We start from the raw sequence: 26,773 nt of genomic DNA, 5'->3' as shown, positions 1-26,773 counted from the left end.
CTTGTCTATCGGCGCTATAAAATCATTTTTATTGGTTATTATCCGCTTTCTTTTGCTACTGAAATTATTTATGCTATACAAATGAAAGCGCTTTCATTATTGCACAGATTAGTGTTAATGATAATAAAATTCAAGTATTTCAATAAAAATGGCCAGCAGGCCGTTAAATAACGATCGGTGACCAAGCCTTGTGGCAGTAATAACAAGGCAGGAAGAAGAGAACATGAAACAAACGACCGCAAAATTAGTTTTTGTATCAAGTATGAGTTTAGCTATCGCCTCATGTGGCGATAAGCAGAGTCAGCAATCAACAGATGCTATGGAAGAAAATGTAAGTAACAGCCAATTAGAAGCTATTTGGCCTAAGTTAGATATCGCCGTAAAGCCTGATGCGAAGGTAGAAAAGCAAGTGCAAGAGATACTTGCTGGCATGACCCTAGAGCAAAAGGTTGCACAAATGATTCAACCTGAAATTCGTGATATCACCGTTGAGGATATGCGCAAGTATGGTTTTGGCTCATATCTAAATGGTGGTGGTTCATTCCCCAACCAAAACAAGCATTCAACACCGTCGGATTGGATAAAATTAGCTGAAGACATGTACCAAGCGTCTATTGATGACTCTATTGATGGCAGTACTATTCCAACGATTTGGGGTACGGACGCTGTTCACGGTCACAATAACGTGATTGGCGCAACATTGTTTCCTCACAACATTGGTCTTGGCGCAGCAGACAACCCTGAGCTAATCGAAAAAATTGCTGAAATTACAGCTCGAGAAGTAATGGTTACCGGTATTGATTGGGTGTTCGCACCTACCGTAGCTGTTGTGCGCGATGACCGCTGGGGTAGAACATATGAAGGTTATTCTGAAGACCCACGCATCGTTCGTGATTATTCCGCCGCTATAGTTAATGGCCTACAAGGACATGCAGACAAAGACTTCCTTGGCGACGAACGCGTAATTAGCACAGTTAAGCACTTTGTTGGCGACGGCGGAACGGTCGGTGGCGACGACCAAGGCGACAATATTGCGTCTGAACAGGAGCTTTTTGATATACATGCCCAAGGCTATGTGGGCGGATTGACCGTTGGTTCACAGTCGGTCATGGCCTCTTTTAATAGTTGGCATGGTAAAAAGAACCACGGCAATAAGTACTTACTTACTGATGTACTAAAAGATCGTATGGGTTTTGACGGCTTTGTTGTCGGTGACTGGAATGGTCACGGACAAGTGGCGGGCTGTAAAAACGAGTCTTGCCCTCAGGCTGTAAATGCCGGTTTAGATATTTTTATGGTGCCAGGGGATGATTGGAAACCTCTATACGAAAACACTATCGCACAAGTTAAAAGTGGTGAAATTGCCATGGCGCGTATCGACGACGCGGTATCACGTATTTTACGCGTTAAAGTCCGTGCAGGCATATTCACTAAACCAAGCCCAGCAAATCGTCCATTCTCTGGTAAGTTAGAGTTGATCGGTGCGAAAGAGCATCGCGCAGTTGCACGACAAGCGGTGCGTGAATCACTTGTACTATTAAAAAACAACAACAACATTTTGCCTTTATCACCGAAGCAAAAAATCTTAGTGACCGGTGATGGTGCCGACAATATTGGCAAACAATCGGGTGGCTGGACAATCACTTGGCAAGGGACAGGTAATAATAATGACGACTTCCCAGGTGGTAGCTCGATTTATCAAGGTATTGCCGATGTTGTCACTGCTGCAGGTGGTGAAATAGAGTTAAGCAGCGATGCCAGTTATACAACCAAACCTGATGTTGCTGTTGTTGTTTTTGGTGAAGAGCCTTATGCCGAAGGTAATGGCGATACGGATAATTTAGAATTTGAACGCGGCGATAAGAAATCGCTTGCCGTTTTACAGTCGCTAAAAGCCCAAAACATTCCTGTTGTCGCACTCTTTATTAGTGGCCGCCCAATGTGGGTAAATGCCGAATTAAACGCTTCCGATGCATTCGTTGCCGTATGGCTACCTGGCTCTGAAGGCAATGGTGTTGCAGACGTGGTAATGGCAAAGGCCGATGGCAGCGTAAATTTCCCTATTACCGGTAAGCTTTCTTTCTCTTGGCCAAAAGATGCTATGCAAACAACCGTTAATGTTGGTGATGAGGATTATGATCCGCTATTGCCATACGGCTTTGGCTTAGCCTACGGTGAGGCCAGTACGCTTGCCAACGATTTATCTGAAGTATCAGAAAGTGGCGCTAGCATGTTGAGCAACCTAAATATGTTGTCAACGCCTTGGACGCCAGCATTTGGTCATAATGGTACCAACAAAATCTATAGTAGTACGGCAGAAGAAGCGCCGGTAAGCTATCGCACCATAGACCGCGTAGTTCAAGAAGACGCTCGTTTAATCAGTTTCGCTGGTGGTGAGTTAGGGCTGTTTGAAATTAACGATAACTTCCCATTTGACCTACGCGGTTACGCCGAAGCAAATGGTCAACTGAGCTTTGACTATAGAGTAGATAAAGCGGCTACAGGTAAAGTTGCGCTGTCGGCACGCTGTGAAGGCGACTGTAAAGTCAATATAGACGTTACTGACAAATTCAACGCAGTATCTGAGCAATGGCAAACATTAACGGTAGATTTAGCCTGTTATGCCGCGCAAGGAGCAGATATGGGTAAAGTCTATGCACCGTTTGTCATTGGTACATCGGATGAATTAACAGTTGCAATCTCTAACGTAGAAATTGTGGCTTCTCCTGAGAGCGAAGCAACGATTAGTTGCCCTTAAGTTACGTAGTCTTACCCTGTCATCACTGATTTTCCCCAGGGTAAGGCTCTTTTTATCGTTGAAACAAAAGGCCGTCTTTAGACGGCCTTTTTTAGTTAAATTCAAAAAATATATTGGCGGTTAACCGCCCCGAAATTGGGTCATGACTGACGTCTTTCTCTGGGTTAATCACACCTGAATGTAAAATATTGCCCGGGTAGATCACGATTCGATTAGGTTTGTAATCAATATGATGAATAGCTTGATAGTGAGGTGAATCAATCCTAGGGTAACCCGATGCTGCGTGCTGTTGTTGCTCTTCGCTCGCCGAGCTTAGATAGTCCTCAACCCGCTCTGGTGAAATACGTTCAAATCCGGTTTCTTTATGTTTAAACAAGGCTGTGCCGCCATGTTCATTGTCATCTAAATAGTGAATCAACGCGAAGTAAAACGGTCTTGGAGTGTCAAAATGAGGGATTGACTGCAGTGGATGTAATTCATTTTGTGGTGTTGCTACCAAAGAAAAAAAGATGTCCTGTGGTCGAAGCCTCAAGTGCTTGGGCAATTGATAGAGCCGATACAATTGCTTATAAATCGGCTGCAACATATCTATCACATATTGCTTTGGTAGCTGCGCTCTAACACCTGGATAATAGGAGTTTTCAACAACTGAAAATTCTGCCTTCGTGCAGGCATATTCTTTGATCTTGGTGGTATCTTCGACAAAATCATCAATAATGACCACCGGCGTTTGCTCAGAACCCACATGCACTATCTGAGGCATTATGTGAGGATTTACCTTAACAAACGCCTCCATTAATCAATATTCGCCTGACAATAATGTTGAATAAAATCGTGATGATTAGGCCAACTGTCTACTTTCTTTCTGACACCCATTTCTACATTCTGCAAAAAGCCTTTCAAATCTTCTTCCGGCATCATGTCTACAATGGGATGATATCGCTCAGGCATCAATCCCTGCCCCATCATCACTTGTATCCATGAGTTCTCGCCAAACAGTTCATCTGCTTTCTTATACACGCGTCCAGATTTACCAAACAAATCCATGCGGTGTTTCAACGTTTCAGGTATTGGCATATTTTTGCAGTAACGCCAAAAGGCTGAATCGGTGCGTTCAGTTAAGTGGTAATGGAGTATGATGAAATCTCGCACATTATAGATTTCTGTCATAGTTTGCTGATTAAATTCATCAACATCTGCTTCGTTAATGCCATCATAAGGAAACAATTGCATTAATCGAATAATACCGCGCTGAAACAAATGGATACTTGTTGATTCTAACGGTTCAATAAAACCTGATGATAAACCGATGGCGATACAGTTTTTGTTCCAATGCTTTCGACGCGTGCCGGTTTTGTATTTTATAACGCGAGGTTCATTCAATAATTCCCCTTCTACATTAGCCAGCAGCGTATCAATTGCCTGTTGATCGGTCATATATTTACTACAAAATACTAACCCATTGCCCGTTCTATTTTGCAGAGGAATGCGCCATTGCCAACCGGCATCGTGGGCTATCGATCTTGTATATGGAGGAAACTTATCGTTTGATGTCGTTTGTACCGCAATCGCACTATCGCAAGGCAGTAAATGGCTCCAATCGTCAAAACCTGTATGTAAGGCTTGTTCAATCAATAACCCTCTAAAACCAGTACAATCAATAAACAAATCGCCTTCGACATGCTTACCATTGGCTAAATCCAACGATTGGATATAGCCGGTTTCTTCATCAAGGTTAACTTTATCGATTTTACCTTCAACTCGTTCGACACCATGCTTAGTAGCTATTTCTTGCAAAAATTTAGCGTATAGCGCGGCATCCAAATGAAACGCATGATTTAAATCTTGTTTAGGCAAGACCGCAAATCTTCCTTCGCGACTGGCAAGATGCTCTGTGCAGTAATCACCAATAGGCTTAGCAATGCCAAGTTGCTGCCCTTTTAACCAGAAATGCTGAAAACCTGCCGCCCAGCTGTCTTTGCCTAAAAAGCCAAAAGAATGAATATAGTCTTTTTTGACATCTCGCCAATTTTCAAACGAAATCCCTAGTTTAAACGTGGCATTCGTTTTAGCCATAAACTCTTGTTCATTGATACCCAACAAGCGATGAAAAATATGTAAGGTAGGAATGGTAGCTTCACCAACACCGACAGTTGGAATATCATCGGATTCAACAAGCTTCACCTCTAAATTGCCATTTTTCCCCATTAATTTTGACAACCCAGCGGCCGCCATCCAACCTGCGGTACCACCGCCGGCAATGACAATTTTTCTTATACGTTTATCTGTACTCATCTTAGCCAACTTTACTGTTTTAATTTGTTTAAAAGGTCTGCACGTAATTGCAGCGCTTTTTCTTCAGACAATGGCACACTTAATTGTGCTCTAACATGTTCAGGAATATGATCTACGCTCGCCGCACTATCGGAAAAAATATAATGATCAAAAATCGCTTTCCACGCTTGTTTCTGGGCCTCAGGTAAACCCCTTAACGCCAACAACGCTGCTGAGAGTGCGTGATCAGGTTTACCCATATAGGCAGGTGAATTCCGCCACCAATGAGTGACCAGCACGTTAAAATCGTCCAAAGCCTCGACGTGATGCCACCACATACTTGGCAGGAGCAATGCGTCACCTGGTTCTAACTCCGCTATAAAAGCTGCATCTAATGCCTCTTTAAATCTAGGGTGCTTAGCAAAATCTGGTTGCGCCATATCCACCATGCTAATTGCCTGACCACCCGGAGCAAATTCGAGTGGACCAACATACAAATTGGAAATCTGCTCAGGAGGAAATAGCGTAAATCTACGGCGACCAACTGCAGAAACAGCGATGTTTTGAGGAAAGTCATAATGTGCCGCGATGCGGGTTTTATTGCCTATCCAAACATTAGCTATTGCGTTTTCATGCTGTAAATCCGCGAAGTTTTCACGGATTAAATCTGGAAACCATTGCTCAGCATCTGTTGATGCTACATACATACCGGGAGCTTGCGTATCGCCCACATGCTGCAACAGTTTTTCCATTACGACTGCTAGCGGTACATGCGAGGCGTTAAAATTGAATCCGGTTAATGCGTCGTTGTAATAGATTCTTCCCTTGGCTTCAGGTGGAGCTAAACAGCCACTTACAGGTCGACCATTGTAAAACTTAAGCAGATACTGCGCTGCTTGCTGAGCACCTTCTAAACCAGCCTTTACAAGTGGCCAGTGAGATGCAAAGCCGCGCAAAATAAGCGGCTTTGCGCTGTTTTTAATATCCTCAAGGATATTATCAGCTTTACAATCTACTACCTGCTCAACCTGGCGCATTGTAACGACCTACAAACCAAGTTGTTTGTTTTTACGGCTCAGTAGCTGGCGTATATTTCCCTGTGATGCCATCACCATATATATCGCTTGTAAATATCCTTTTTGATGCATACCAGCAAGCTGATCTTTAGTCAGCGTAGCAAGTGACTCTTCTTTAATGGTGTAAAAGCCTACTAGTTGATGTTGTGATTTATTATTCAATTCTAAATCTACAGTTACACTCTCAATTAAATCTAGTTCAGTTAGTGCATGAAAAAAATCTGCGCTATCACCTACACCATGATGTAAGGCTTCTAGCATGTCTGCCATGTAATCAAGATACGGTGTATTGCCGCCATACTCTTTAAACAGTGCTTCACCTTGCGTTTCACTTACGCGCGGATTGTCCATATCGATGGTCAGCATACGTTGCTGCTTTTCTTCACCATTTTCGTCTACGTCTTGAACAGCAATAGCGAAAGGCTGGCGCTGAATAGACAATGGAATGTAACCTGCTTCCCACCCTTGCTCGGTTAAAAATAGGTTTTCTTTATCTTCAAATCCAAACAATGCAACAGCATAAAACTGACCCGTTTTACTGTCTTTTTGGAAAAAAATAGGATAGTAATTTTGAACACTTCGAAACTCAGCAGGGAATGTCATCGCAAACCATACGTTGTCGCCATATTGCGCACTTCTATCTGTAATAACTTTCAGATTTTTATGATCAACACTGTTTAATAAAGCATTTGTTGCCATTTTTGTTCCCCAATATTTATATTTTTGCAAAGCCTTGCGCTTTGACTTGTTGTAACAATTCTCTATTTGTTGGCAGTGCCGCCATCATTTGACGGGTGCGCTGCAAATTCTCATTAATTAAACGATCTGCTCGTTCAACATTAGCAAGTGACGTTGGATCGATGTCTGTTGTAAAGTCCATGCCATAAAGTATGTATTGGTTACTGGCCGACGGAAACAACTCTTCCGTGTACATACTGTCATAGGTGTAAGGCGATTGCGTTTTCCACAAGATCAGCTGTTCTTGTAACGACTCTGGAATGCCTGCTGGATCGCGATGGTCACGCCAATATGCGCTGTCGTCGCGCTCGCTCAAAACATAATGCAGTTTTAAAAAATCAATAATCTGTTGCCAGCGTTGTTCGAATTTCTTATTAAAACGATTAGCAACAATTGTCATTGCCTCACGCGTTTTAGGTAACTGCTCGCTGATCATCTTCGCTGACAACTCGACTAAAGCCAATGCTGACGCTTCAAGCGGTTCTATAAAGCCAGCTGACATGCCAACCGCTACACAGTTTCGATGCCAAAATTCTTTCCTATAACCAGGAGCGATGGAAATTTTACGTGGACTTAACTGCGAAAATTGCTGCTCAGTTACACGCTCTTTGGCGTAAGCCATTAATACATCCATAGCAGTTTGCTCATCAGCATGTGCAGATGAATAAACCAGGCCTGTACCACGCCTTGTAGGCAGGCCTATATCCCAAATCCAGCCACATGATTGGCCCGTTGAAATGGTCGCCGAAGCAATGTTTTCTTGCTCCGTTTTATACGGCAGCTGCAATGCAATAGCCGTGTCATTAAACAAGTATTTAGACTGGTCCAGATAGGAAACATTATAGTGTTTGCCAAGGAGTAAACTATGTTGCCCTGTGCAATCGACAAACAATTTCCCTGAAATAGTCTCTCCGCTATCAAGAACAAGGTGGTCAATATCGCCACTCGCATCATTGGTTATGGTGGCGACATTGGCTAAGACGTGTTTCACCGCCAAAGACTCAACACAATGCTGTTTTAGCAGTTCGCTGAATTTACCCGCATCAAGGTGATAACCGTAATTGTTAAAAAATGCATATTCCTTAGTGCCTATTTGTTTAGGTGCTAATCCCTGTTCGCATATCGCCGCTTGTGGCGAGGTTGCAAAAGCAAATGGCATACGCTGTTTGTGCGGCAACCAATAAGGCGCCAAGTTAATTTCTTGATATCCGGTGGGTAAGGTAAAGGGGTGATAATATTGATGGCCAATACTGTGCCAATCTTTAAAGAGAGAACCTTGTTTGAAACTAGCGTCACATTGCCTTACAAAGGTTGTTTCAGAAATTCCCATCTGCTCAAGTGTTTTACGCATCGTCGGCCAGGTACCCTCACCTACGCCAATAGTAGGAATATCAGGAGACTCTACTAAGGTCACACTGACCTGCCCTTTATGCTGGGCTGCTATTACGCCCGCAGTTATCCAGCCAGCTGTTCCGCCGCCTACGATGACAATAGAGTTAGATTCGTTTACCACTGATTACAGCCTTCAGACAATGCTCATTTGAGAGCTTAATATCAATTAAGACTATATCGAGATTTAAGCAGTCAAGCTAGACATAAATTACCTGAGGGGAGGCGATATATGAGTTTGATGCAACAATACAAGCTTAGCCAATATTAAGCTCTAAAATGAGCACTTAAAAAAGAGGCTGTTAGCTAGGGCTAACAGCCTTTTTTAGGTAGTACTTCTTAGAATGTGTAACGCGCACCTAATAGGTAACGTGCACCATATTCTGTTACATTCAACACCTCTGTGACACTGCGACCGTGTTGGCGAGAGTATTCGTTAGTAATATTAATACCTTCTACGAATACCGCTAAGCCTTCAACAGACGGGATGTCATAACTTACGTTGAAGTCGATTTGTTGATACGCTTCTGTATATCTTGGGTTAGGACCTGTGTCGTTACCTGTCGATACTAAGAACTCATCACGCCAGTTATACGCAATACGTGCCTGGAAACCGTGATTATCATAGAAGGCAACAAAGTTAGCTGTATCAGAAATACCTAATTCAGCTTGTTGCGGATCTAAGCTTGCATTATCAAACGTGTTATCTGTGTCAACCATGGTGTAGTTTGCAATTACACCAAAACCTGAATCACCAAATAAGTGTTGCAATGTTAGCTCTAGACCGTCATAACCTTGCTCTTCTGAAGAGTTACTTGGGATAGAAACGTTGATATCTAAGATGTCATCAACATTAGGTACACCTAAGATGATAATTTTTCCATCTTCCATAAATACCGTCGAGCCATCTTCATAATTGTCGAAGATCCACTGACGAACGATATCATCGGCGTTAGAACCTGTTGCAGCGCGCGCTTCATCAACTTTAGGACCATTCATTGGGTCATAAATTTCTGGAGTGTTACGTGTCTCAACAACGGTTGAAATACCATTCTTAACTTTCTTATCGAACCAAGCTAATGATACATAGCTACCTTCGTCATAATAGTATTCAAAAGATAAATCTAAGTTAGTTGATTCTAATGGTAGTAACGCTGGGTTACCTGATGAACCTGATGCGCCACCACGGTTGTACTGTGTACCTACTGTTGTACCACCTTGCAAGTTACCATACCAAGCTCGACCAATCGTTTGGCTAAATGCCGCACGTACAATAAAGTCTTCAATTGGTTCGATATTAAAGTTTATGCTAGGTAATACGTGATCATAGTCACCGCTTTGAGTTTCATACACGAATTCATTTGGTTTTTGGATAAGTACGGTTTCTGTAGCACCTTCCCAACGACCATAATTTTCGTACGCTGGAACAGCTGAAGTAGCGTCAACATCTGTTTTCTCGTAACGTACACCAACATGAACATCAAATGGCATCTCGCCAATTTCACCTTCATAGTTGTACTGGAAGTAAACTGACGTCATTTTCTCTTCAACGAAGCGGTCTGTATCGCGCGCGTAGTCAGTTGAAGCACAGAATAACGTGCCACAATCACCAGCACCTGGTACTACACCCGGCGGCGTATATAGCTGCTCTGCTCTAGCACGTACTGATTCGAAATCCCACATGAAGAAGCGGTCAACAATTTCCCAGTTACGACCAGCGAACTGAGGATATTGATCAAAGCTTGAGAAATCACCACCACTCACGTGGTCGAATTTGTCATATACGCTTGCTTCAGGGAAGAAGGCATCATCGAAGTCGCCCGCTGCACCTACACCACCCCAGTCATTACGCTGAACTTGAACAGCTTTAAAGTGGTTAGACGTTGTTAATGTTGATGCACCAAAATCAATGCTACCCCATTCGTCTAATTCTAGCGTACCGCTAATTTGTGTTTGATCGACTTCTGTATCTGTTTCTTCGTTACGGAAGAAAGAACCTGTTACGCGCATATCTTGCGGCGTTACAGCAGAAGAACCACCTACGGCTAATACTGGTAAGTCACCTGTAAAATCAGTCGCTGCAGAAGTACGTACAAACGCTGCCATAGAAAGCGCATTTGAAGAACCCCATGGGCTATTTGGCGTACCTTCAGCTGTTGTGCTGTGGTGATCAAGCGCTAGTGATAAGCTGTCAGAAACTTGCCATTCTAGGTTTAAACCAACGCCAGATGTTGTTTCTTTAGTACCTGAAACTGATGCCGCCATTGATAAATCTTGGTTGCTGCCGTAAGTTTCGCTATATAGCAATGGCGAAGCTACTGGGCCATCTGTCCATACGTTCTCTGAAGGTGCAAACGTATACCAAGCAGACACTTCATTCGCTTGACGATCAACTTCTTTACTTGCGTAAATAAAATCGACAGTTGCTGTAAAGTTCTCGATTGGACGGAATTGCAAGACTAACTGGCTGTTAATACGTGTACGCTGCTCTTCTTCAAAACGATAAATCGTTGTTTGAGGAACAGAGTAAATAGAATCACTTGCTGGATCAGGACGGTTTACTTGGTTCTCGTATGGAACACCACCCCACTGTGCGTTACTGCCACTCCAGTCCTGGTTTACAACCGCTGGGAACGAACGCCAACCTGTACCAACATTGGCTTGCTGGTTACCAGATTCACGTTTTTGGTAACTACCAGAAAGTGAAACACCGAATTTACCATCGGCAAAAACGTCTGAATATAAACCTGATAATTCTGGTGTTATACCGCTGTTTTCATCGCTAGAGGTGTCATGTAACCCTTTAACACTAATACCTGCTTTCAAACCATCATTTTGAAGCGGCATATTAGTAAGGATGTTGATAGTACCACCTAGACCACCGGTTGGCAGTTTGGCATCGGCTGTTTTATAAACTTCTGCACCAGATACAACCTCTGCTGCAATGTTGTCGAAGTTAAATGAACGGTCACCATTAGTATTTGGTAACTGACGACCATTTAACAAAACAAGGTTACGGTCTGGACCAAAGCCACGAATCGAGACTTTTTGACCCTCACCGTTATTACGGTCAATTGATACACCAGAGATACGTTGAAGTGCCTCTGCTAAGTTACTATCAGGAAACTTACCAATATCTTCCGCAGATAGTGCATCAACAATACCTGTTGATTCACGTTTTACATCCATAGAGCGAATAGCAGCACCACGAATACCGGTGACTTCTATTACTTCTACTTCTTCTGAATTTGCGCTGGCTTGCTCTTCCGCTGCATAGGCGTGAGACATAGTAGCCGCACCCAAAATCAGAGATAGGCTTGAAGCTAACTTTGATTTCTTGAATTTGACTTGCGTCATAATCCTCTCCCCTCGACATAGTGTCGCATTTTTTGTTTGTTGTTTTTTCGCGCCACGAAAAGCTCTCACTTTTTTGTAAGCGCTTACATTAACTTAGGATAAATCACTTTTAAAAGCAACAGAAATTGTACCGATTAATTAACAATGTTGAAAAATACCAAATAAAATCATTAGTTTATTTAAAAAATAAAAGTTAAATAAACATTTTTTATGCACCAAATACATAGTGAAAAAACTCAATAATGTGAAAGCGCTTCCAAAAATTTACTGCGGATTGGTTGCAAGTTTTAATGAAAGCGCTTACATTTTAAAAGAATGGTCCAAGGGGGGTTCATGCATAGATATTTCAAGGTGTTAGGTCTACTGGTTGCCTGCTTTTCATGTCATGTGATGGCGCAACAAGTCCAAGAACAACAAAAAAAGACAACGCTAATATCGAAAAAAGCCTATCAAGACAAAGTGTACGCATCTTGGTTAGGACAGATGATCGGTAATTTCTATGGCTTAAGTTACGAATTCAAATATATTGAATCTCCCGGCCCTGATAAGTTTCCGTATGGTTATGGCACCACGCTAAAAAAAGTAAAACGACATAACGGCGCATTTTCCGACGATGATACTGATATTGAATACATGTATTTGCTCGCTATGGAAGAGCACGGTATCACACCAAGCTATGAACAATTAGCTCAGCGTTGGCAATATCATGTGCGTGACCGTGTTTGGTTTGCTAATCGCGCCGCGGTAACGTTAATGCACGCTGGTTTTGGTCCACCGCTTACAGGGAATAAACAATATAATCCGCATTGGCAAGCTATCGACCCTCAGTTGGTCAATGAAATATGGGCTGTTACATCGCCTGGAATGACAACATTAGCTAGCGAAAAAACTCGTTGGATGGCAAAAATTACCAATGATGATTACGGTATTGAACCTGCTATTCATTATGGTGCCATGTACGCGGCTGCATTTTTTGAAACAGATATTAACGCCTTACTTGATACAGGCAATAAGGCTATCGGTGAACAAAGCCGATTTGCAAAAGTGGTCAGACACATGCAAAAGCTATACAAACAGTACCCTGATGACTGGCAAGCCGCCCGTGCAGTAGTTAAACAAACCTATTACGACCCACTGATTAACAACAGCGTTACCTGGCCTCCAGTCGATGCCATTTTAAATGGCGCGTGTGGCGTATTAGCGCTGCTTTATGGCCAAGGTGATTTTCAAAAAACGCTTGATGTATCCAACGCGCTTGGTTTTGACTCTGACAATCAAGCGGCCACAATGAGCGGATTATTGGGCGTTATGTACGGAATGGATGTCATTCCTGATGACCTACTTTATCCATTTGGTCAATCTACTTGGCAGCAACCTTTTAATGATAAGTACATAAACGTTTCTCGTTATGATTTGCCCGATGTCAGCATAACTTCACTTGCAAAGCGCACTGTCGACCAAGGCATTAATAATATTCTCGCCGCCGGTGGTAAACAACTTGAAATAGGTCATGAAACTTGGTTTGAAATCAACACCAATGCGCGTTTTAGTGCGCCGGCAACATTAGCACCGCACCCTGCCTTGGTTGTGAGCAAAAGCACGCCAGTAAACATGCCACTGCTCTTTGATGCGCCCGAGCAAGATAAACTTGTCATAACATCTGGCTCATTGCCTCAAGGGGTTTCGTTGTCGCGAACAAGTATTGAAGGCACGCCTTCACAAACGGGGTTGTTTAACGTAACGCTAGTAGCCTCTAATTTGCCAAAGAAAACACGCGAATATCAGCTACACGTTTACGATCAAAACCTAGCGCGCACCAGCGAATATGTTCTATTCAATCAAGAAATATTGCCCCGAGAACAATTAGCTTCAGACAAGCATAAACTTGCTGCCATATTTGACGACAATACCCACATTAATAGCCCAACTTTTTATAGTGAGCCTAAAAATACTAGCGAACAAGTCAGCTACGGTTATCAATGGAAACAGCCTGTTTCGATTTCTGCCTTGCTATTAAACACGGGGTTAGCACATGAATTTTCAGGCTGGTTTACCGCGTTAAACGTGCAGTATCTAGACAACCAAAACAATTGGCAGACCATTGAACAAACATCAATGTCTCCACAATACAATTTTGACAACAGACAGTGGCTTAAAGGTAATTTCATAGACCATCACATTACCTTTACCCCAATAAAAACAACGGCTATCCGTGTACAACTGCAAAGTGGCGGTGTTACACCGGATGACCCAAACGCAAAAACAACTTATTACACTGCAATTAATGAGCTACGTGTTTTTTAAATAACAACAATAAAGGATAAACGTGTGCAAACAACTTCTACATCTTTATCAATCAAAGAAAAAGTAGGCTACGCCTGTGGCGATGTCGCCTCTAATTTTTATTGGCGCGTATTCGATGTCTTTCTCTTTATTTTTTACACTGACGTGTTTGGCTTGCCTGCTGCTGCAGTAGGTACCATGATGCTGGTTACGCGTCTTATCGACGCCATATCAGATCCCGTTATGGGAGCGGTTGCCGATAGAACAAAAACCCGTTTTGGTAAGTTCAGGCCTTATCTTCTGTGGGGCATTATCCCAATGGTTGCCGCTGGCGTTTTAACCTTTACAGTGCCTGACGTAGCACCCGAAGGTAAATTAGTTTGGGCATACGCAACCTATATTTTTATGATGCTTGCTTATACTTTCATTAACGTGCCTTATGGCGCTTTGATGGGTGTGATGACAAGCGATTCACAAGACAGAACAACGCTAACTAGTTTTCGATTCATTGGTGCATTCACCGGCGGAAGTATCGTCGCGTATTTTACGCCAGAACTAGTAAAACTTTTTGGACAAGGCGACGAAGCGCTTGGCTGGCAGTACACCATGTTATGTTATGGTCTAGTTACAGCGGTGCTTTTCACAATCACGTTTGTCAGTACCAAAGAACGTATTCATCCACCACAGAAAACGCCAACACCTGTATTGCAAGACCTTAAAGATTTGTCTCAAAACAAACCTTGGATAATCCTGTTTTCTATTGCGCTGATAATCATGCTAACTATTACATTGCGCGGTAGTACAGGCACTTTCTATTTTAAATACTATGTTGGTCGCGAAGACTTAATTGGTAGTTTTTCATTGGCCTATATGTTGTCGCTAATGATGGGAGCGGCAATAACTCCGCTGTTAACCAAATTTTTTGATAAGCGCACCTTACTGCTGATCTTAATGACCTTAGTCGGTATTCTTTCAACGGCTTTTTATTGGGTACCAAGTGACCAAATAACGCTAATGTTCGTGCTACAAATTTCGATAGGTTTGTGTTTAGGGCCAAAATCACCCTTGGTGTTTTCTATGTACGCCGACACTGCTGACTATTCACAAGTGAAAACCGGGCGTCGAGCAACCGCTATGATTTTTTCCGCAGCGGCCTTTGCACAAAAACTAGGTGGCGCCTTAGCGGGAGCAACGATAGGTTGGATACTCGCCGGCATGGGTTATGTTGCCAATGTCGAGCAAACGTCAGAATCGCAAACAGGTATCGTACTGCTGATGACCGTTATTCCTGCTGTATTTGCTTTTTTATCTGTGTTGTTTATCTACTTTTATTCTTTAAGTGAAGAAAAACTGCAAGATATTCACGCCCAAATGAATGCGTCTGGGCAGCAAGGATAGCGACATGAAGTTGTTTAGTTTGTCTCAAATGGATGAGCGTATAACGCTGCATAGTCCAACGACATTGCCAAAGGCTAGCGGCTTTCTGTGGAATAGCCAAATGATGATCAACATGAACTGTAGAGGTTACGCCGTCGCGCAGTTCATGCAACCTGAACCGGCAAAATATTCTCATGGTCCAGCCATTGAAGCGACCACGTTTATGCAGCCGGAGCACCCCTATTATGCTCATCATCCCGGTCGCTTTTTCTATATAAAAACCGATAAGCATTGCTTTTCTTTGCCTTATGAACCGATGCGAGCACCTTTGGATAGTTTTGCGTTTACTGCCGGCCATAATGAGGTTACTTGGCAAATTCAACAAAGTGGTTTGCTCTTTGACCTCGTGCTATCCCTTGTCGACGACGATTGCATTGAGCATTGGCAACTCAACGTTAAAAACACCACAAGTACTAACATTGAGTTGTCTCTTTACCCTTACTTTTCCGTTGGCTACAAAAGTTGGATGAATCAAAGTGCTGACTTCGAAGAGGCGACATCCAGTATTGTTGCGCGAGCGATTACTCCTTATCAAAAGGTAGATGATTACTTTAAAAATCAGGCACTAAAAGATATTACTTTTTTGAGCGCAGAAACCGCGCCAGATTTTTGGAGTTGTAATCAAGCGTCATTTGAAGGAGAAGGTGGTCTGCATAACCCCGACGGTGTTAACCAACCAAATTTAACAAACGACAAAAGTGCTTACCAAACGCCAGCAGCGGTAATGCAGTATCAAATATCACTACAGGCAAATGAGCAGAAAAGCTTTAAGTTTTTGTTTGGCGCGGTTAAATCGGATGAAGAGATCGCGCAAAAGCGCCAGCACTTTGAAGCGAGTAAACCGGATAAAAACGGGCAATGCCAGCAACGCTTAACCATGCATTCTCAGCACAGTGCGTTTGATCATTTCATCAATTACTGGTTACCGCATCAGGTGAGCTATCATGGCGAATCTAATCGCTTGACCACCGACCCTCAAACAAGAAACTATCTGCAAGACGCGCTTGGATGCAGTTATTTGGACAGTTTGAAAACGCGGCAAGCGATAATTACCGCTTTAAGCCAACAGCATATCAGTGGTGCCATGCCCGACGGCATTCTGTTGCACAAAGATGCAACGCTAAAATACATCAACCAAGTGCCTCATACCGACCACTGTGTTTGGCTACCGTTAACGCTCGCGGCTTATTTGGACGAAACCAATGACGTTAGTATTCTAAGCCATCAAATACCTTACCAAGATAGTGATGAACTCGATTCCGTTAAAGATCATTTAGACAAAGCTATGTGCCATTTGCTTGATGCCACCGACGAACGTGGCCTGAGTTTGATTGCGCAAGGCGACTGGTGCGATCCAATGAATATGGTTGGCTACAAGGGTAAAGGTGTTTCTGCTTGGTTAACTTTTGCCACTGCTTATGCATTAAAAACGTGGCAATACTGCTACGAACACTATGTATTAACGCCCCTGCCGACATTTTTTAAAGAAATTGCCTATTTAAATGCCGCAGCCAACAACTATTTCTGGCACAACCAATGGTTTGGTCGAGGCATTACAGATGAAGGACGTTTGTTTGGCACAGACAAAGATGCGCAAGGCAGCATGTTTCTGAACCCACAGTCTTGGGCTTTTCTTAGTGGCGCATTAGACAAATCAAAATTTGCCCAAATCACTGATCTTATTGATCAGCACTTAAACACCCCTTTCGGCGTACAAATGCTTGCACCTGCCTATACTGAAATGGTTGAAGATGTTGGCCGAGTCACACAAAAGTTTCCAGGTGTTGCAGAAAACGGTTCGGTCTATAACCATGCAACTGCGTTTTACATTTACAGCTTGTATCAAGCCGGTTTGGCAGACAAAGCGTATGCCGCTTTAAATACGATGATTCCCAATCTAGAAGACGCTAGTATTCGCGGTCAGTTGCCTAATTTCATTCCCAATTATTATCGAGGTGACTATGCAGGCAACCCGGACACAGCGGGTGTATCAAGTCAGCTTTTTAATACCGGTACGGTTGCATGGGTTTACCGCATAGTAATCGAAGAGCTGTGTGGTTTAAAAGGACAAAAAGGTGATCTTTTAATTCAACCAAAACTGCCGAGTCATTGGCAATTTTTACAAGTTAAGCGATATTTTCAAGGTGCGCATTTTGAAGTCAATTATCAACGTAAAGCAGTTCAAGAGATAGAAGTCTTTGTCGATTCTCAATCAATAAACGGCAATATAATCACCACTATTAGTCCACAAAATACATACAAGGTTGACGTATGGCTGCCAAAGTAAAGCAACTATACGTCATTATGGGCGTGAGCGGATGTGGTAAGTCGAGTGTCGGTACGAACATTGCTGACAATATCGGCTGCAGGTTTTTCGAAGGGGATAGCTTTCACCCTGAAGCAAATATTGCGCACATGGCGAAGGGTAATCCACTGAATGATAGTATGCGGGCCCCTTGGATCAGTGCTATCTTGGCAGAATTAACGACCCATTTTCAGCACAACAACCAGGCCGTACTGGCTTTTTCTGGATTAAAAGACAGTTACAGAATGCGTTTCAATGCGCTCGAGGCAAATGTTTCTTTCTTCTATCTAGATGTTGCAGAAGCACAATTGCAACAGCGTTTAAAGGCTCGAAAAGAACATTTTTTTCCTGCTTCATTGCTCGCTAGCCAGTTAGCAACGCTCGAGTTAACGGGAAGTAGTCAGGTAATACCGATACCTGTAAATGGCCCCATAAACGAGACTGCAAATAAAATACTAAAACATATAACGGAAATGACACATGAACATTAAGCTATTGCTTTGCACGCTGATATTTTCAGGCTCAGTTGTTGCTAAAGATATCGCGGTTAAACACGCTAATACTGCACCAATCATCGACGGCATAAATAATGAAAAAGTGTGGCAACAGGCAACTTGGTACCCAATGGATGTACTTATGGATGGTACCTTGCCTTCAGCTCAAGATTTTAGTGGTCGTTATCGTCTGCTTTGGGATGAAAACTACCTCTACCTGCAAGCAGAAATTACAGACGACATTTTGTTTGATCAACATGCCGACCCATTATATTTTTATTGGGATGATGACTGCTTAGAAATTTTCATCGATGAAGACGCTTCTGGTGGCGATCACCAAACCAACTTCAATGCCTTTGCATATCATGTCGCTTTGGATAATCAGGCCATCGACATTGGTCCAAATAATAAAGACGGAAGTACACAATTTGTTGCGCTCAATGACCATGTTAACAGTCGATGGCAACGACAATTGAGTGCACCCAATACTGTGATATGGGAAGTAGCAATAGCAATTTACGACGACACCTTTACCTTGGAAGGCGAACATACGCCGGTAAAACTAAGCGCCGAAAAAATCATTGGATTCATGCTCGCGTATTGTGACAACGACGGTAGTAAACATCGCGAACACTTTATGGGATCGCACGACTTCCCAGCCGTAAACGGCAGTAAAAATTTGGGCTATATGGACGCCAGTGTGTTTGGCAAAATTGTGCTTAAAAAATAAAAAAGCCCTCTACGGGCTTTTTTAATGCGCTGGACAAAACTGTGCTAAATATTGTTCATGGGAAGGCATATTGTCCACAGTGCGAGCAATATTATTTTTTAACTGTAGCAACATACGCTTGAGCTCTTCATCGCTTAAGCTGTCTACTATTGGGTGATAGGCCTCGGGTATTAACCCTTGTCCTATCATGACCTGCTGCCAAGAATCATCAAATAGCTCGTCCCCTTCCCTAAACATACGCCCAGTTTCTTTAAACAGCGCAATACGATGGGCAAGGCTTGCTGGCACCTCCATATTGCGGCAATAACGCCAAAATTCACTGTCATTTCTATGCGTTACCTTGTAGTGCAAAATGATAAAGTCTCTTATTTTTTCCACATCGAAGTTTGTTTGGTAGTTAAACTCATCTATATCACATTGCTGCACACCTGCAGCTGGAAACAGTTTGATAAAGCGTACTATAGATTGTTGAATCAAATGAATGCTTGTCGACTCTAGCGGTTCTAAAAAGCCGCTCGACAAACCAACGGCTAAGCAGTTTTTATTCCACGTTTTTAAACGGCGACCGGTTCTAAATTTTATTACGCGTGGTTGATTTAATGTGTCGCCTTCAATATTTTCTAGAAGCAGCTGTTTTGCGTTTTCATCGCTCAAATACTTGCTACAAAAAACAAGACCATTACCGACCCTATTTTGCAATGGAATACGCCACTGCCATCCTGCTTGATGAGCGATAGAACGAGTGTAAGGAATAGGCGCTTGCGTTGCTTGAGTTTGCACGGCAATCGCACTATCACAAGGCAGCCAATGCGACCAGTCTTCATAGCCTGTGTGCAATGCTTGCTCGATTAACAACCCTCTAAAGCCGGTACAATCGATAAAAAAGTCACCGTCGATGACATCGCCTTTTGCAAGTGTCAGCGAGGTAATAAAGCCAGTGTCTGCATCCGTATTAACCTGTTCAATTTTGCCCTCTACACGTTTTACACCGCACGCTTCGCTGAGCTGCCTTAAAAACTTAGCATATAAGCCGGCGTCGATATGGTACGCATAACTCAAACCATTATTGGGTAGATGCTGAAATTTTCCTGCTTCCGCTGCAACTCGTTCTAAGCAGTAATCACCAAAATCACCACTGAAACCTTTGTCTTTACCTTTACGCCAAAAATGCTGAAACCCCGCAGCCCAACTCGCTTTACCGGTAACACCAAAGGCATGAAGATAATCTTCATTAACGTCACGCCAGTTTTCAAAGTTTATCCCTAATTTAAAGGTGCCATTGGTGGCTTGCATGAATTCTTTTTCAGAGACGTTGAGTAAACGATGAAAGAACACCATGGTAGGAATGGTTGCTTCACCCACGCCGACAGTAGAGATTTCGTCAGATTCAACCAAGGTGATGTCTAATTGCTTGCCCATTAATTTGCCAAAAGCGGCAGCTGCCATCCATCCTGCGGTACCTCCGCCAGCTATAACGACTTTTTTTACGGGTTTGTTTGACACCTTTTACCTCTACTTTTTCTCAATACTTAAAAGCTCGCTACATGATGCCATTGCCGGCAACGAATGCAAAGCATTCGAATAACAATAAAAAAGTAAAAATACTTAACCCCTTTTTCTGAGCTCGAACGTCTATAAAGCGAAACCGATACAAAAGGAGTCAGTATGAACAAATTAATGGCCACCATTCCATTAGCTGGTGCAGTTACCTTCACCTTGTTTGCGTTAATGAGCTTTTTAGTTAAGGGGCATGACGAAGCTTTAATCGATGATCCAAACCCAGTGATTGTAGAGGTAGCTCGATTGCCCGACGAAATACCTGCGGCAAAACGCCCTAGAGTAAAGCTAGAGCCGCCAAAGCCACCAGAAAGGCCACAACAAGTGCCAGAAACGATTGATAGTCAGAGTGAGCCAACTGACTTTACTTATCAACCGCCAGGACTAACTATCGAAAAACAAGCCATTAACCCGAGCTTTCATGGCAATGGAGACAGAGAAGCGACACCTGTTGTAAGGGTTAACCCAAAGTACCCAGCGCCTGCACAAAGAGATGGTACCGAAGGCTGGGTTAAGTTAATCTTCGATATTAACGAAATGGGTGGCGTAGAAAATGTGCGCGTTTTAGATGCGTCACCTAAACGCGTGTTCGACAAAGCGGCACGCAGTGCGCTAAGAAAGTGGAAATATCAGCCTAAAAAGGTCGATGGTAAAATGATTAAACAACATGATTTAACGGTACAACTTGATTTCAAAATGCAGCAATAGGAATCGCAACATTGCAGATAGGTAGTCAACTAAAACGCCTGATAGGCCACAAAGTTCAAGCAAAGTCGGCATTAGCCGACTTTTTGGCAACCAGAAAAAATCTGCACCTTGAAAAGCTAGTAAGCACTTACAATATAAGTTTGTATCACTATTTGCTGTCTTTGTCTGATGCGCATTTGGCGGCAGATGTTTTACAAAGCACATGGCTTAAAGTGATGAATTATCAAGGTAGCGCACCGAAACATGAAAAGTCTTGGCTATATACTGTCGCGCGTAATTTATTGATAGATGAACTTAGGCGCAACAATCGTTGGCAATGGAGTGAACAAGCAGTTGACGACCTGTTCAATGACGAAGATCAGCTAGATATTACCACGGCACTATCGTTACAAGAAAATTTAAAGCGATTTAATGAAACCTTGGATGCACTGCCTTTTGAACAAAAAGAGGCGTTTATTTTTCAGCAAGAAGGATTTTCATTGCAAGAAATTGCAGCGTTAACACAACAGCCCAAAGAAACAGTAAAAAGCAGGCTAAGGTATGCAAAACGCAAGCTAACAAGCGCTTTAACAGAGGCAAAAAATGACTAACCGTACAGACGAGGTATTAAATAACCTCTATCAGCAACGCAAGGCACAAGTATCAGCGCCATTACCTAACTTGCCCAAACAACAAGTAAGAACTAGTTTAGTGCAGCGCCTGTTCAGGGTCCTTGGAGTAACTTTAGGGGCAGGATTTGCTTCGTTTGGCATATTGGCAGTAGTTAGCCAACTAATAAAACAACCGCATCAAGTGCCGCGACTAACCAATGCACATGAAACAAGCGTAGTGGTTGCAAGCTCCCGCAAAGGCGAAGAGCCAGTGCCCACAGCAAAACAGAAGTCGGCAGAATTAAGCGATAAACCGAGCGCTCGAGAAATGCCTTCTCATGAAGCCATGCCGACACATGAATCTACCTCGGTTGCACCCTCACAAATAGAAACGTTAGCTAGCGTATCGAGCCTGTCAGTAGACACCAAGATAACGCACAAAGTACTGCCGCGTTTTAATAAGCAGCAGCTAAAGTTATCGTTAGAATCAGTCACCTTACAATATGAAATAGACGATAAAGGAAACGTCAAAAATATCGGCGTTGTTAACAGCACAACAAGCAAACCAATAGAAAAAGCCGCCAAGCAAGCGCTAGCACAATGGCGTTTCGATAAAAACACTGCCGCTAAACAAGCGCAAGTAACGTTTGAATTTAGACGTTAGCGAGGCTTAATATCAACAAAATCGGTAAAGTAACCATCTACGTTTACTTGTTCTAAATAGTATTTTAAAAACGCACGGTAATCTGCAAACGGTGAAGGAACATCTTCGAGCCTGAAAGTATAAGGATGAATTAAAAGTTGTTGGTTTTTGGCGCTTAGGGCGAAAGAAGACAGTTGTAAATTACCGTCACTATAATCGACTAACATCGGATACCAAGGTCCAATACCCTCAGCATATCTCGCAATGTCTTCAAGACCCTTTTGCGTCATCAATTGACTGTAATCTAGGTTTTGCCATTTCCCATCAACCTTTTCTTGTGTCTCCCGCCACTCAGTTTTTGCTATGAGTTGCACCAGCGGTATAGTTACACCGTATTTTGGCAATAACTGATGCTTTAGTCTTTTTAACGCATGGGGATCAAAGCTTTGCAAAAACACTTTCTTGTCGGAACGTCCGTAATTGAATTGCATGAGCACTTTCACAGTTGCTAAGGCAATATCTTTGCCTGCTTTTTGATGAAACCATGGCGCTTTAATCTCCGGATAAATGCCGACTGATTTCCCCGTCGATTGATTCAACCCGTCAATCAGCGCAAGCTCTTCAGAAAACGTATGAAGTTTGAACATCGGTTGACGTTTAGCATAGCGATTGGGATATTTAGGGTTTCCGTCTTTATCGACAGGCGCATGCACTGATAATTGTTTTAACTCAGCTAAAGTAAAATCAATTACATAATACCCTCCATCAGCTCTCTTTTTGGTAGGAAACTTCTCGGCTACATTGGTTGTAGCATTAAGCGTTAAATCATGGATCACAATGAGAAAATTGTCTTTGCTGAGCACCAAATCTTGCTCAATATAATCTGCACCTAAGCCATGTGCTAACACCTTTGCCTCAAGCGTGTGTTCAGGCAAATAACCGCTCGCCCCGCGATGCGCAATGATATCTGCGGCGGTTGCTGTCACACTATTTATCTGTAGAAACGCTAAAAAAATGAAAATACGCATACTTACATTCGGAAAATGGCTTGAATCGTTATAAAACTTACACGATAAAGATGACATATAAATGAAAAGCCCGCTAATTAGCAGGCTTTTTTGGACATTTTATTCAACGTTAAATATGTTTCTTAACAAATTCAGCCATTGCTTTCATCGCTTTAACACGGTTGTCATTGTTACTTAAATAATGATCGCCTTTGTCGAGTTCAATAAACTCTACTTGCTTTTTAGCGTCTTTTAATTCGTCATACATGTCTTCGGACTGCTGCACATTAACAACTTTGTCATATTGACCATGAATTAATAACACCGGAATCTTAACTTTCTCCACATGATTGATAGGGGAAATCTTTGCAAGCAACTCTTCATCGGCATCAGTCTTTGTCATAACATCTTGCCAATATGACAATACCCAGTGATCACTACCGTGATCTCTACGCTCCTGTTTCAACATCAGATTTAGGTCACTAACACCGTTTACAGAAACAGCACATTGATATACATCAGGTGTTAATGTTGCACCTGCTAGCGCTGCATAACCACCGTAGCTACCACCAACAATACACACGCGTGAAGGATCGATTGTACCTTTATTGGCGAGATCATTTACAGCGTCCGTCAAATCAGTCTGCATCTTTTGGCCCCACTGTCCATAGCCTGCAAATTGGTGCGCCCAGCCAAAACCATCTGAACCTCTAAATTGCGGTTGGATAACAGCATATCCTTGTGACGCGAAGAACTGAGCTCGATAATGAAATTCTTTGGTATTATGGCTTGCCGGGCCACCATGAGGCATCATAATGGCAGGCAGGTTTTTCGCTTCCTTATTCTGTGGCAAAGTGATCAAAGAAGGAATTTCTAAACCGTCTGCTGCTTTATAAGTATAACTTTGCACTTCGTTAATCATATCGTAAGGGATATTACTTCTTGAGGCAGTTAAAAACCTTAACTTTCCTTTATGATATAAATAAAAATCTCCACCAGCTTGTTTACCATTTAACTCTAAAACGATGGAGTTCCAGTCCGGTGTATAATCAACAATTGAAAAAGTGAACCCCGCCAATGCCTTTTTCAAACCGCGCATACGCGCATTTAATTTTTCATCGAAGAATTCATAAGTAGGTTCAAAACCAGCATAGCGCACGCCATAGACTTTGCGATTTAAGTCTGTCACTAAGCCATCTACGTCTTTATCTTCTCGGCTAAAAATAGGCGCTGAAACTTCACCATTTTGCAGTGCCATAGTGCGATATACAAATCTGTCAGTTTCGTCGTTATAAGTACTGATAACTAGAGCACTCTCATCAGGCGTAATACCCGAAATACCGATGTAAGGCCTGTCTGTTTCTTCTTTATAGATCTCGACCCAACTTTCATCAATATAGGCTTCAACACGGTGGATATTAGTTTCGTTGTTATATCGCTCTCTGGCGATGATATTGTCACTTGAACCAACAAAATAATCATTTACATCTGTGCGACCCAATGCGACTGGTCTTGGTTTTCGACTTTTTTCAAGGTTAACTTTGAACAGAGAATATCTACCGGCACTTTTCCACGCCGGCATATAAGCATATTTTTGATCAGCGCTTAGACCAACTACTCTACCTAAACCTGATTGACCATCATAAATGCCATAACCAAGTTTAAGAAGCGGAAACAATTTGTTTGTCTCTAAGTTGTAAGACCAAGCTGAACTGATTTCATGGCGACCACGGTAACCCCACAGTTTAGTAGTGTTTGACACCACCATTACCAGTTGGTTTTCATTAACAAAATAAGCGTAGTTAGGTTTAACTTCCGCTGCATTAATGGCACTTAATAGTTTATTGGTGGTCAGATCTAATACAACGATGTGATCCCCATTTTTACTGACTTGACGATATGCTACGCGATCTCCACTGGGTGATAAGGTAACCATACTAATATCGGGAAGTTTGCCGTAATCTTCGGCAGTTAAAGTTTTAGCTTGCTGCGCCGAAGTGGCAAAGGAAAGCAAGCAGAGAAATGCAACAACAATACGCATTTGCAAAGTCCTTTTGTTCATTATTTTTTATTAAAAAGGCAGCTATTCGCTGCCTTTTCTTTATTTTTCGTTGATGTTATCAACTATTCGACAAAAATTTTACCACCTTTCATTACAAAGTCTACATCCAGAAGTTCTTTAATATCGCTCAGTGGTGAACCATCATAGGCAACAATGTCGGCATGCTTGCCTGCTTCGATGGTGCCAAGTGTATCTGACATACTCAACAGGTCAGCTGCATTGACAGTGGCTGACTTTAAAATCGCCATTTCCGACATACCACCTTCATGCATCAACACGGCTTCTTTCGCATTAGTGCCATGAATTGAAACACCACTGTCGGTACCAAACGCGATTTTCACATTTGCTTTAACGGCTTTTGCGAAGTTGCCTTTCATATCGGTGCCAACACGAATAGCTTTTTCTGCTTGCGCTGGCGATAATATATTTGTGTTTTTCGCCATTTCTACCACAGTGTCGCCTGCTAATAAGGTAGGCACTAGATAGGCGCCTTTTTCTTTGAATAATTTATGTGCTTTAGGTCCGGCATAAGAACCATGTTCAATACTATGCACCCCAGCTTCAAGCGCAGCTATAATGCCATCTTCTTGATGTGCATGACTGGCGACTTTTCTGCCCATGCGTTCTGCCGCTAATACCACGTTGCGCAGTTCATCCATTTCCATTTGCTGACCAACACCGGTGGCACGGTCGGTCAATACACCACCTGTAGAGGTAATTTTAATTAAATCAGCACCATATTTAATTGCATGTCGAGTAGCGCGACGACAATCGTAAGGACCATCACAAACGGTTTTTCTATGTTCATCATGTAGCGCCATTAGCTCTGGTTTAACACCACTAATATCAGCATGACCACCAGTAATACCGACACCGCCAGCAGCTACAATACGTGGACCATCGACCCAGCCATAATTAATGGCATCGCGCAGTGCATATAATTCTTGCCCTGAATTGCCAACGTCGCGAATGGTGGTAAACCCTGCCTTTAAGGTGCGCATAGCATACATTTGAGAACGCATCTGCATCAGCTCATCCGACATTTTTAATTCATCTTTAAGATTATGTGGCCCGCGTTCTCCCTGTATATGCACATGCATATCCATTAACCCTGGCATCACGAATTGAGATTTTAGATCGACAACTTTTGCGCCGTCTTCAGTAACATAACCCGATTTTACAGCCGTTATTTTACCGTCTGTAATAAAAATACTTTGTTGCTTGAGAGGTTTTTTTCCCGGAACTGCCAGTAACTCGCCGGCATGAATAATTGTAGTTTGGGCTAGTGCACCAAATGATAGAAGTGCCGAAGCAATTGCCGCAGCCATGAATGATGTTTTCATGATATTTGCCTTTTTTTGTTTT

Annotated in this window: 19 protein-coding genes; 9 read left to right on the top strand and 10 right to left on the bottom strand. The window is 42.6% G+C overall.

Features of this window, described 5'->3' with window-relative positions:
- Positions 1 to 223 precede the first annotated feature (223 nt).
- Positions 224 to 2,758 carry a glycoside hydrolase family 3 protein gene (locus tag QUD85_RS00850; RefSeq protein WP_093329216.1) on the top strand — a complete coding sequence of 845 codons (2,535 nt, stop codon included), beginning with the start codon at positions 224 to 226 and terminating at the stop codon, positions 2,756 to 2,758.
- Between the two features lie 91 nt (positions 2,759 to 2,849).
- Here the strand turns inward: QUD85_RS00850 and QUD85_RS00845 are convergent, their stop codons facing one another.
- The 6 genes from QUD85_RS00845 to QUD85_RS00820 form a co-directional block, all read right to left on the bottom strand.
- Positions 2,850 to 3,554 carry a DUF6445 family protein gene (locus QUD85_RS00845; protein WP_093329218.1) on the bottom strand — a complete coding sequence of 235 codons (705 nt, stop codon included), beginning with the start codon at positions 3,552 to 3,554 and terminating at the stop codon, positions 2,850 to 2,852.
- Positions 3,554 to 5,053, bottom strand: a complete 1,500-nt coding sequence (locus QUD85_RS00840) for a tryptophan halogenase family protein (RefSeq protein ID WP_093329219.1) — start codon at positions 5,051 to 5,053, stop codon at positions 3,554 to 3,556. The genes QUD85_RS00845 and QUD85_RS00840 overlap by 1 nt, the downstream gene beginning before the upstream one ends.
- An 11-nt stretch (positions 5,054 to 5,064) precedes the next feature.
- Positions 5,065 to 6,069, bottom strand: coding sequence for a cupin-like domain-containing protein (locus tag QUD85_RS00835; protein ID WP_093329221.1), 1,005 nt, complete (start codon positions 6,067 to 6,069; stop codon positions 5,065 to 5,067).
- A gap of 9 nt (positions 6,070 to 6,078) precedes the next feature.
- The gene (locus QUD85_RS00830; protein WP_093329222.1) at positions 6,079 to 6,807 is read right to left on the bottom strand and encodes a SapC family protein; all 729 of its coding nucleotides are present in this window, start codon (positions 6,805 to 6,807) and stop codon (positions 6,079 to 6,081) included.
- A 16-nt stretch (positions 6,808 to 6,823) separates the two neighbouring features.
- Positions 6,824 to 8,359, bottom strand: coding sequence for a tryptophan halogenase family protein (locus QUD85_RS00825; RefSeq protein ID WP_093329224.1), 1,536 nt, complete (start codon positions 8,357 to 8,359; stop codon positions 6,824 to 6,826).
- Positions 8,360 to 8,574: 215 nt separating this feature from the next.
- Positions 8,575 to 11,592: a TonB-dependent receptor gene (locus tag QUD85_RS00820; RefSeq protein ID WP_093329225.1), complete on the bottom strand. Its 3,018-nt coding sequence runs from the start codon at positions 11,590 to 11,592 to the stop codon at positions 8,575 to 8,577.
- Positions 11,593 to 11,925: 333 nt separating this feature from the next.
- Between QUD85_RS00820 and QUD85_RS00815 the strand changes: the two genes are divergently transcribed.
- From QUD85_RS00815 to QUD85_RS00795, 5 genes are read left to right on the top strand one after another with little or no spacing between them, the layout of a single operon-like run.
- On the top strand, positions 11,926 to 13,896 hold the full coding sequence (locus QUD85_RS00815; protein WP_177168883.1) for an ADP-ribosylglycohydrolase family protein: 1,971 nt from the start codon (positions 11,926 to 11,928) through the stop codon (positions 13,894 to 13,896).
- 24 nt (positions 13,897 to 13,920) lie between these two features.
- Positions 13,921 to 15,273: an MFS transporter gene (locus QUD85_RS00810; RefSeq protein ID WP_093329228.1), complete on the top strand. Its 1,353-nt coding sequence runs from the start codon at positions 13,921 to 13,923 to the stop codon at positions 15,271 to 15,273.
- 4 nt (positions 15,274 to 15,277) lie between these two features.
- Positions 15,278 to 17,599, top strand: a complete 2,322-nt coding sequence (locus tag QUD85_RS00805; protein ID WP_093329230.1) for a GH36-type glycosyl hydrolase domain-containing protein — start codon at positions 15,278 to 15,280, stop codon at positions 17,597 to 17,599.
- Positions 17,584 to 18,108, top strand: coding sequence for a gluconokinase (locus tag QUD85_RS00800; protein ID WP_093329231.1), 525 nt, complete (start codon positions 17,584 to 17,586; stop codon positions 18,106 to 18,108). The genes QUD85_RS00805 and QUD85_RS00800 overlap by 16 nt, the downstream gene beginning before the upstream one ends.
- On the top strand, positions 18,098 to 18,841 hold the full coding sequence (locus tag QUD85_RS00795; RefSeq protein ID WP_093329233.1) for a CBM9 family sugar-binding protein: 744 nt from the start codon (positions 18,098 to 18,100) through the stop codon (positions 18,839 to 18,841). Before QUD85_RS00800 ends, QUD85_RS00795 begins: the two co-directional genes overlap by 11 nt.
- A 21-nt stretch (positions 18,842 to 18,862) precedes the next feature.
- On the opposite strand, the gene QUD85_RS00790 is transcribed toward QUD85_RS00795, so the two are convergent.
- On the bottom strand, positions 18,863 to 20,344 hold the full coding sequence (locus tag QUD85_RS00790) for a tryptophan halogenase family protein (RefSeq protein ID WP_093329234.1): 1,482 nt from the start codon (positions 20,342 to 20,344) through the stop codon (positions 18,863 to 18,865).
- A gap of 162 nt (positions 20,345 to 20,506) precedes the next feature.
- Between QUD85_RS00790 and QUD85_RS00785 the strand changes: the two genes are divergently transcribed.
- From QUD85_RS00785 to QUD85_RS00775, 3 genes are read left to right on the top strand one after another with little or no spacing between them, the layout of a single operon-like run.
- Complete coding sequence (locus QUD85_RS00785; RefSeq protein WP_093329236.1) at positions 20,507 to 21,106, top strand: energy transducer TonB; 600 nt, start codon at positions 20,507 to 20,509, stop codon at positions 21,104 to 21,106.
- 11 nt (positions 21,107 to 21,117) lie between these two features.
- Positions 21,118 to 21,696 (top strand): sigma-70 family RNA polymerase sigma factor, encoded by a 579-nt coding sequence (locus QUD85_RS00780; RefSeq protein ID WP_177168884.1) that lies wholly within the window; start codon positions 21,118 to 21,120, stop codon positions 21,694 to 21,696.
- A complete protein-coding gene (locus QUD85_RS00775) occupies positions 21,689 to 22,360 on the top strand; it encodes a TonB family protein (RefSeq protein ID WP_093329239.1) in 672 nt (223 codons plus the stop codon). Before QUD85_RS00780 ends, QUD85_RS00775 begins: the two co-directional genes overlap by 8 nt.
- Here QUD85_RS00775 and glpQ read toward each other — a convergent pair.
- The 3 genes from glpQ to QUD85_RS00760 form a co-directional block, all read right to left on the bottom strand.
- The gene (gene glpQ / locus QUD85_RS00770; RefSeq protein WP_177168885.1) at positions 22,357 to 23,325 is read right to left on the bottom strand and encodes a glycerophosphodiester phosphodiesterase; all 969 of its coding nucleotides are present in this window, start codon (positions 23,323 to 23,325) and stop codon (positions 22,357 to 22,359) included. The two genes, QUD85_RS00775 and glpQ, sit on opposite strands and share 4 nt — an antisense overlap.
- 151 nt (positions 23,326 to 23,476) lie before the next feature.
- Positions 23,477 to 25,408: an alpha/beta hydrolase family protein gene (locus tag QUD85_RS00765; RefSeq protein ID WP_093329243.1), complete on the bottom strand. Its 1,932-nt coding sequence runs from the start codon at positions 25,406 to 25,408 to the stop codon at positions 23,477 to 23,479.
- A 62-nt stretch (positions 25,409 to 25,470) separates the two neighbouring features.
- Positions 25,471 to 26,751 carry a metal-dependent hydrolase family protein gene (locus QUD85_RS00760; protein ID WP_093329244.1) on the bottom strand — a complete coding sequence of 427 codons (1,281 nt, stop codon included), beginning with the start codon at positions 26,749 to 26,751 and terminating at the stop codon, positions 25,471 to 25,473.
- Positions 26,752 to 26,773: the final 22 nt, after the last annotated feature.

This window comes from Thalassotalea agarivorans, assembly GCF_030295955.1.
Taxonomy (GTDB): domain Bacteria; phylum Pseudomonadota; class Gammaproteobacteria; order Enterobacterales; family Alteromonadaceae; genus Thalassotalea_D; species Thalassotalea_D agarivorans.
The sequence above is the reverse complement of the archived record's forward strand: the minus strand, read 5'-3'. Positions and strand labels throughout refer to the sequence as shown.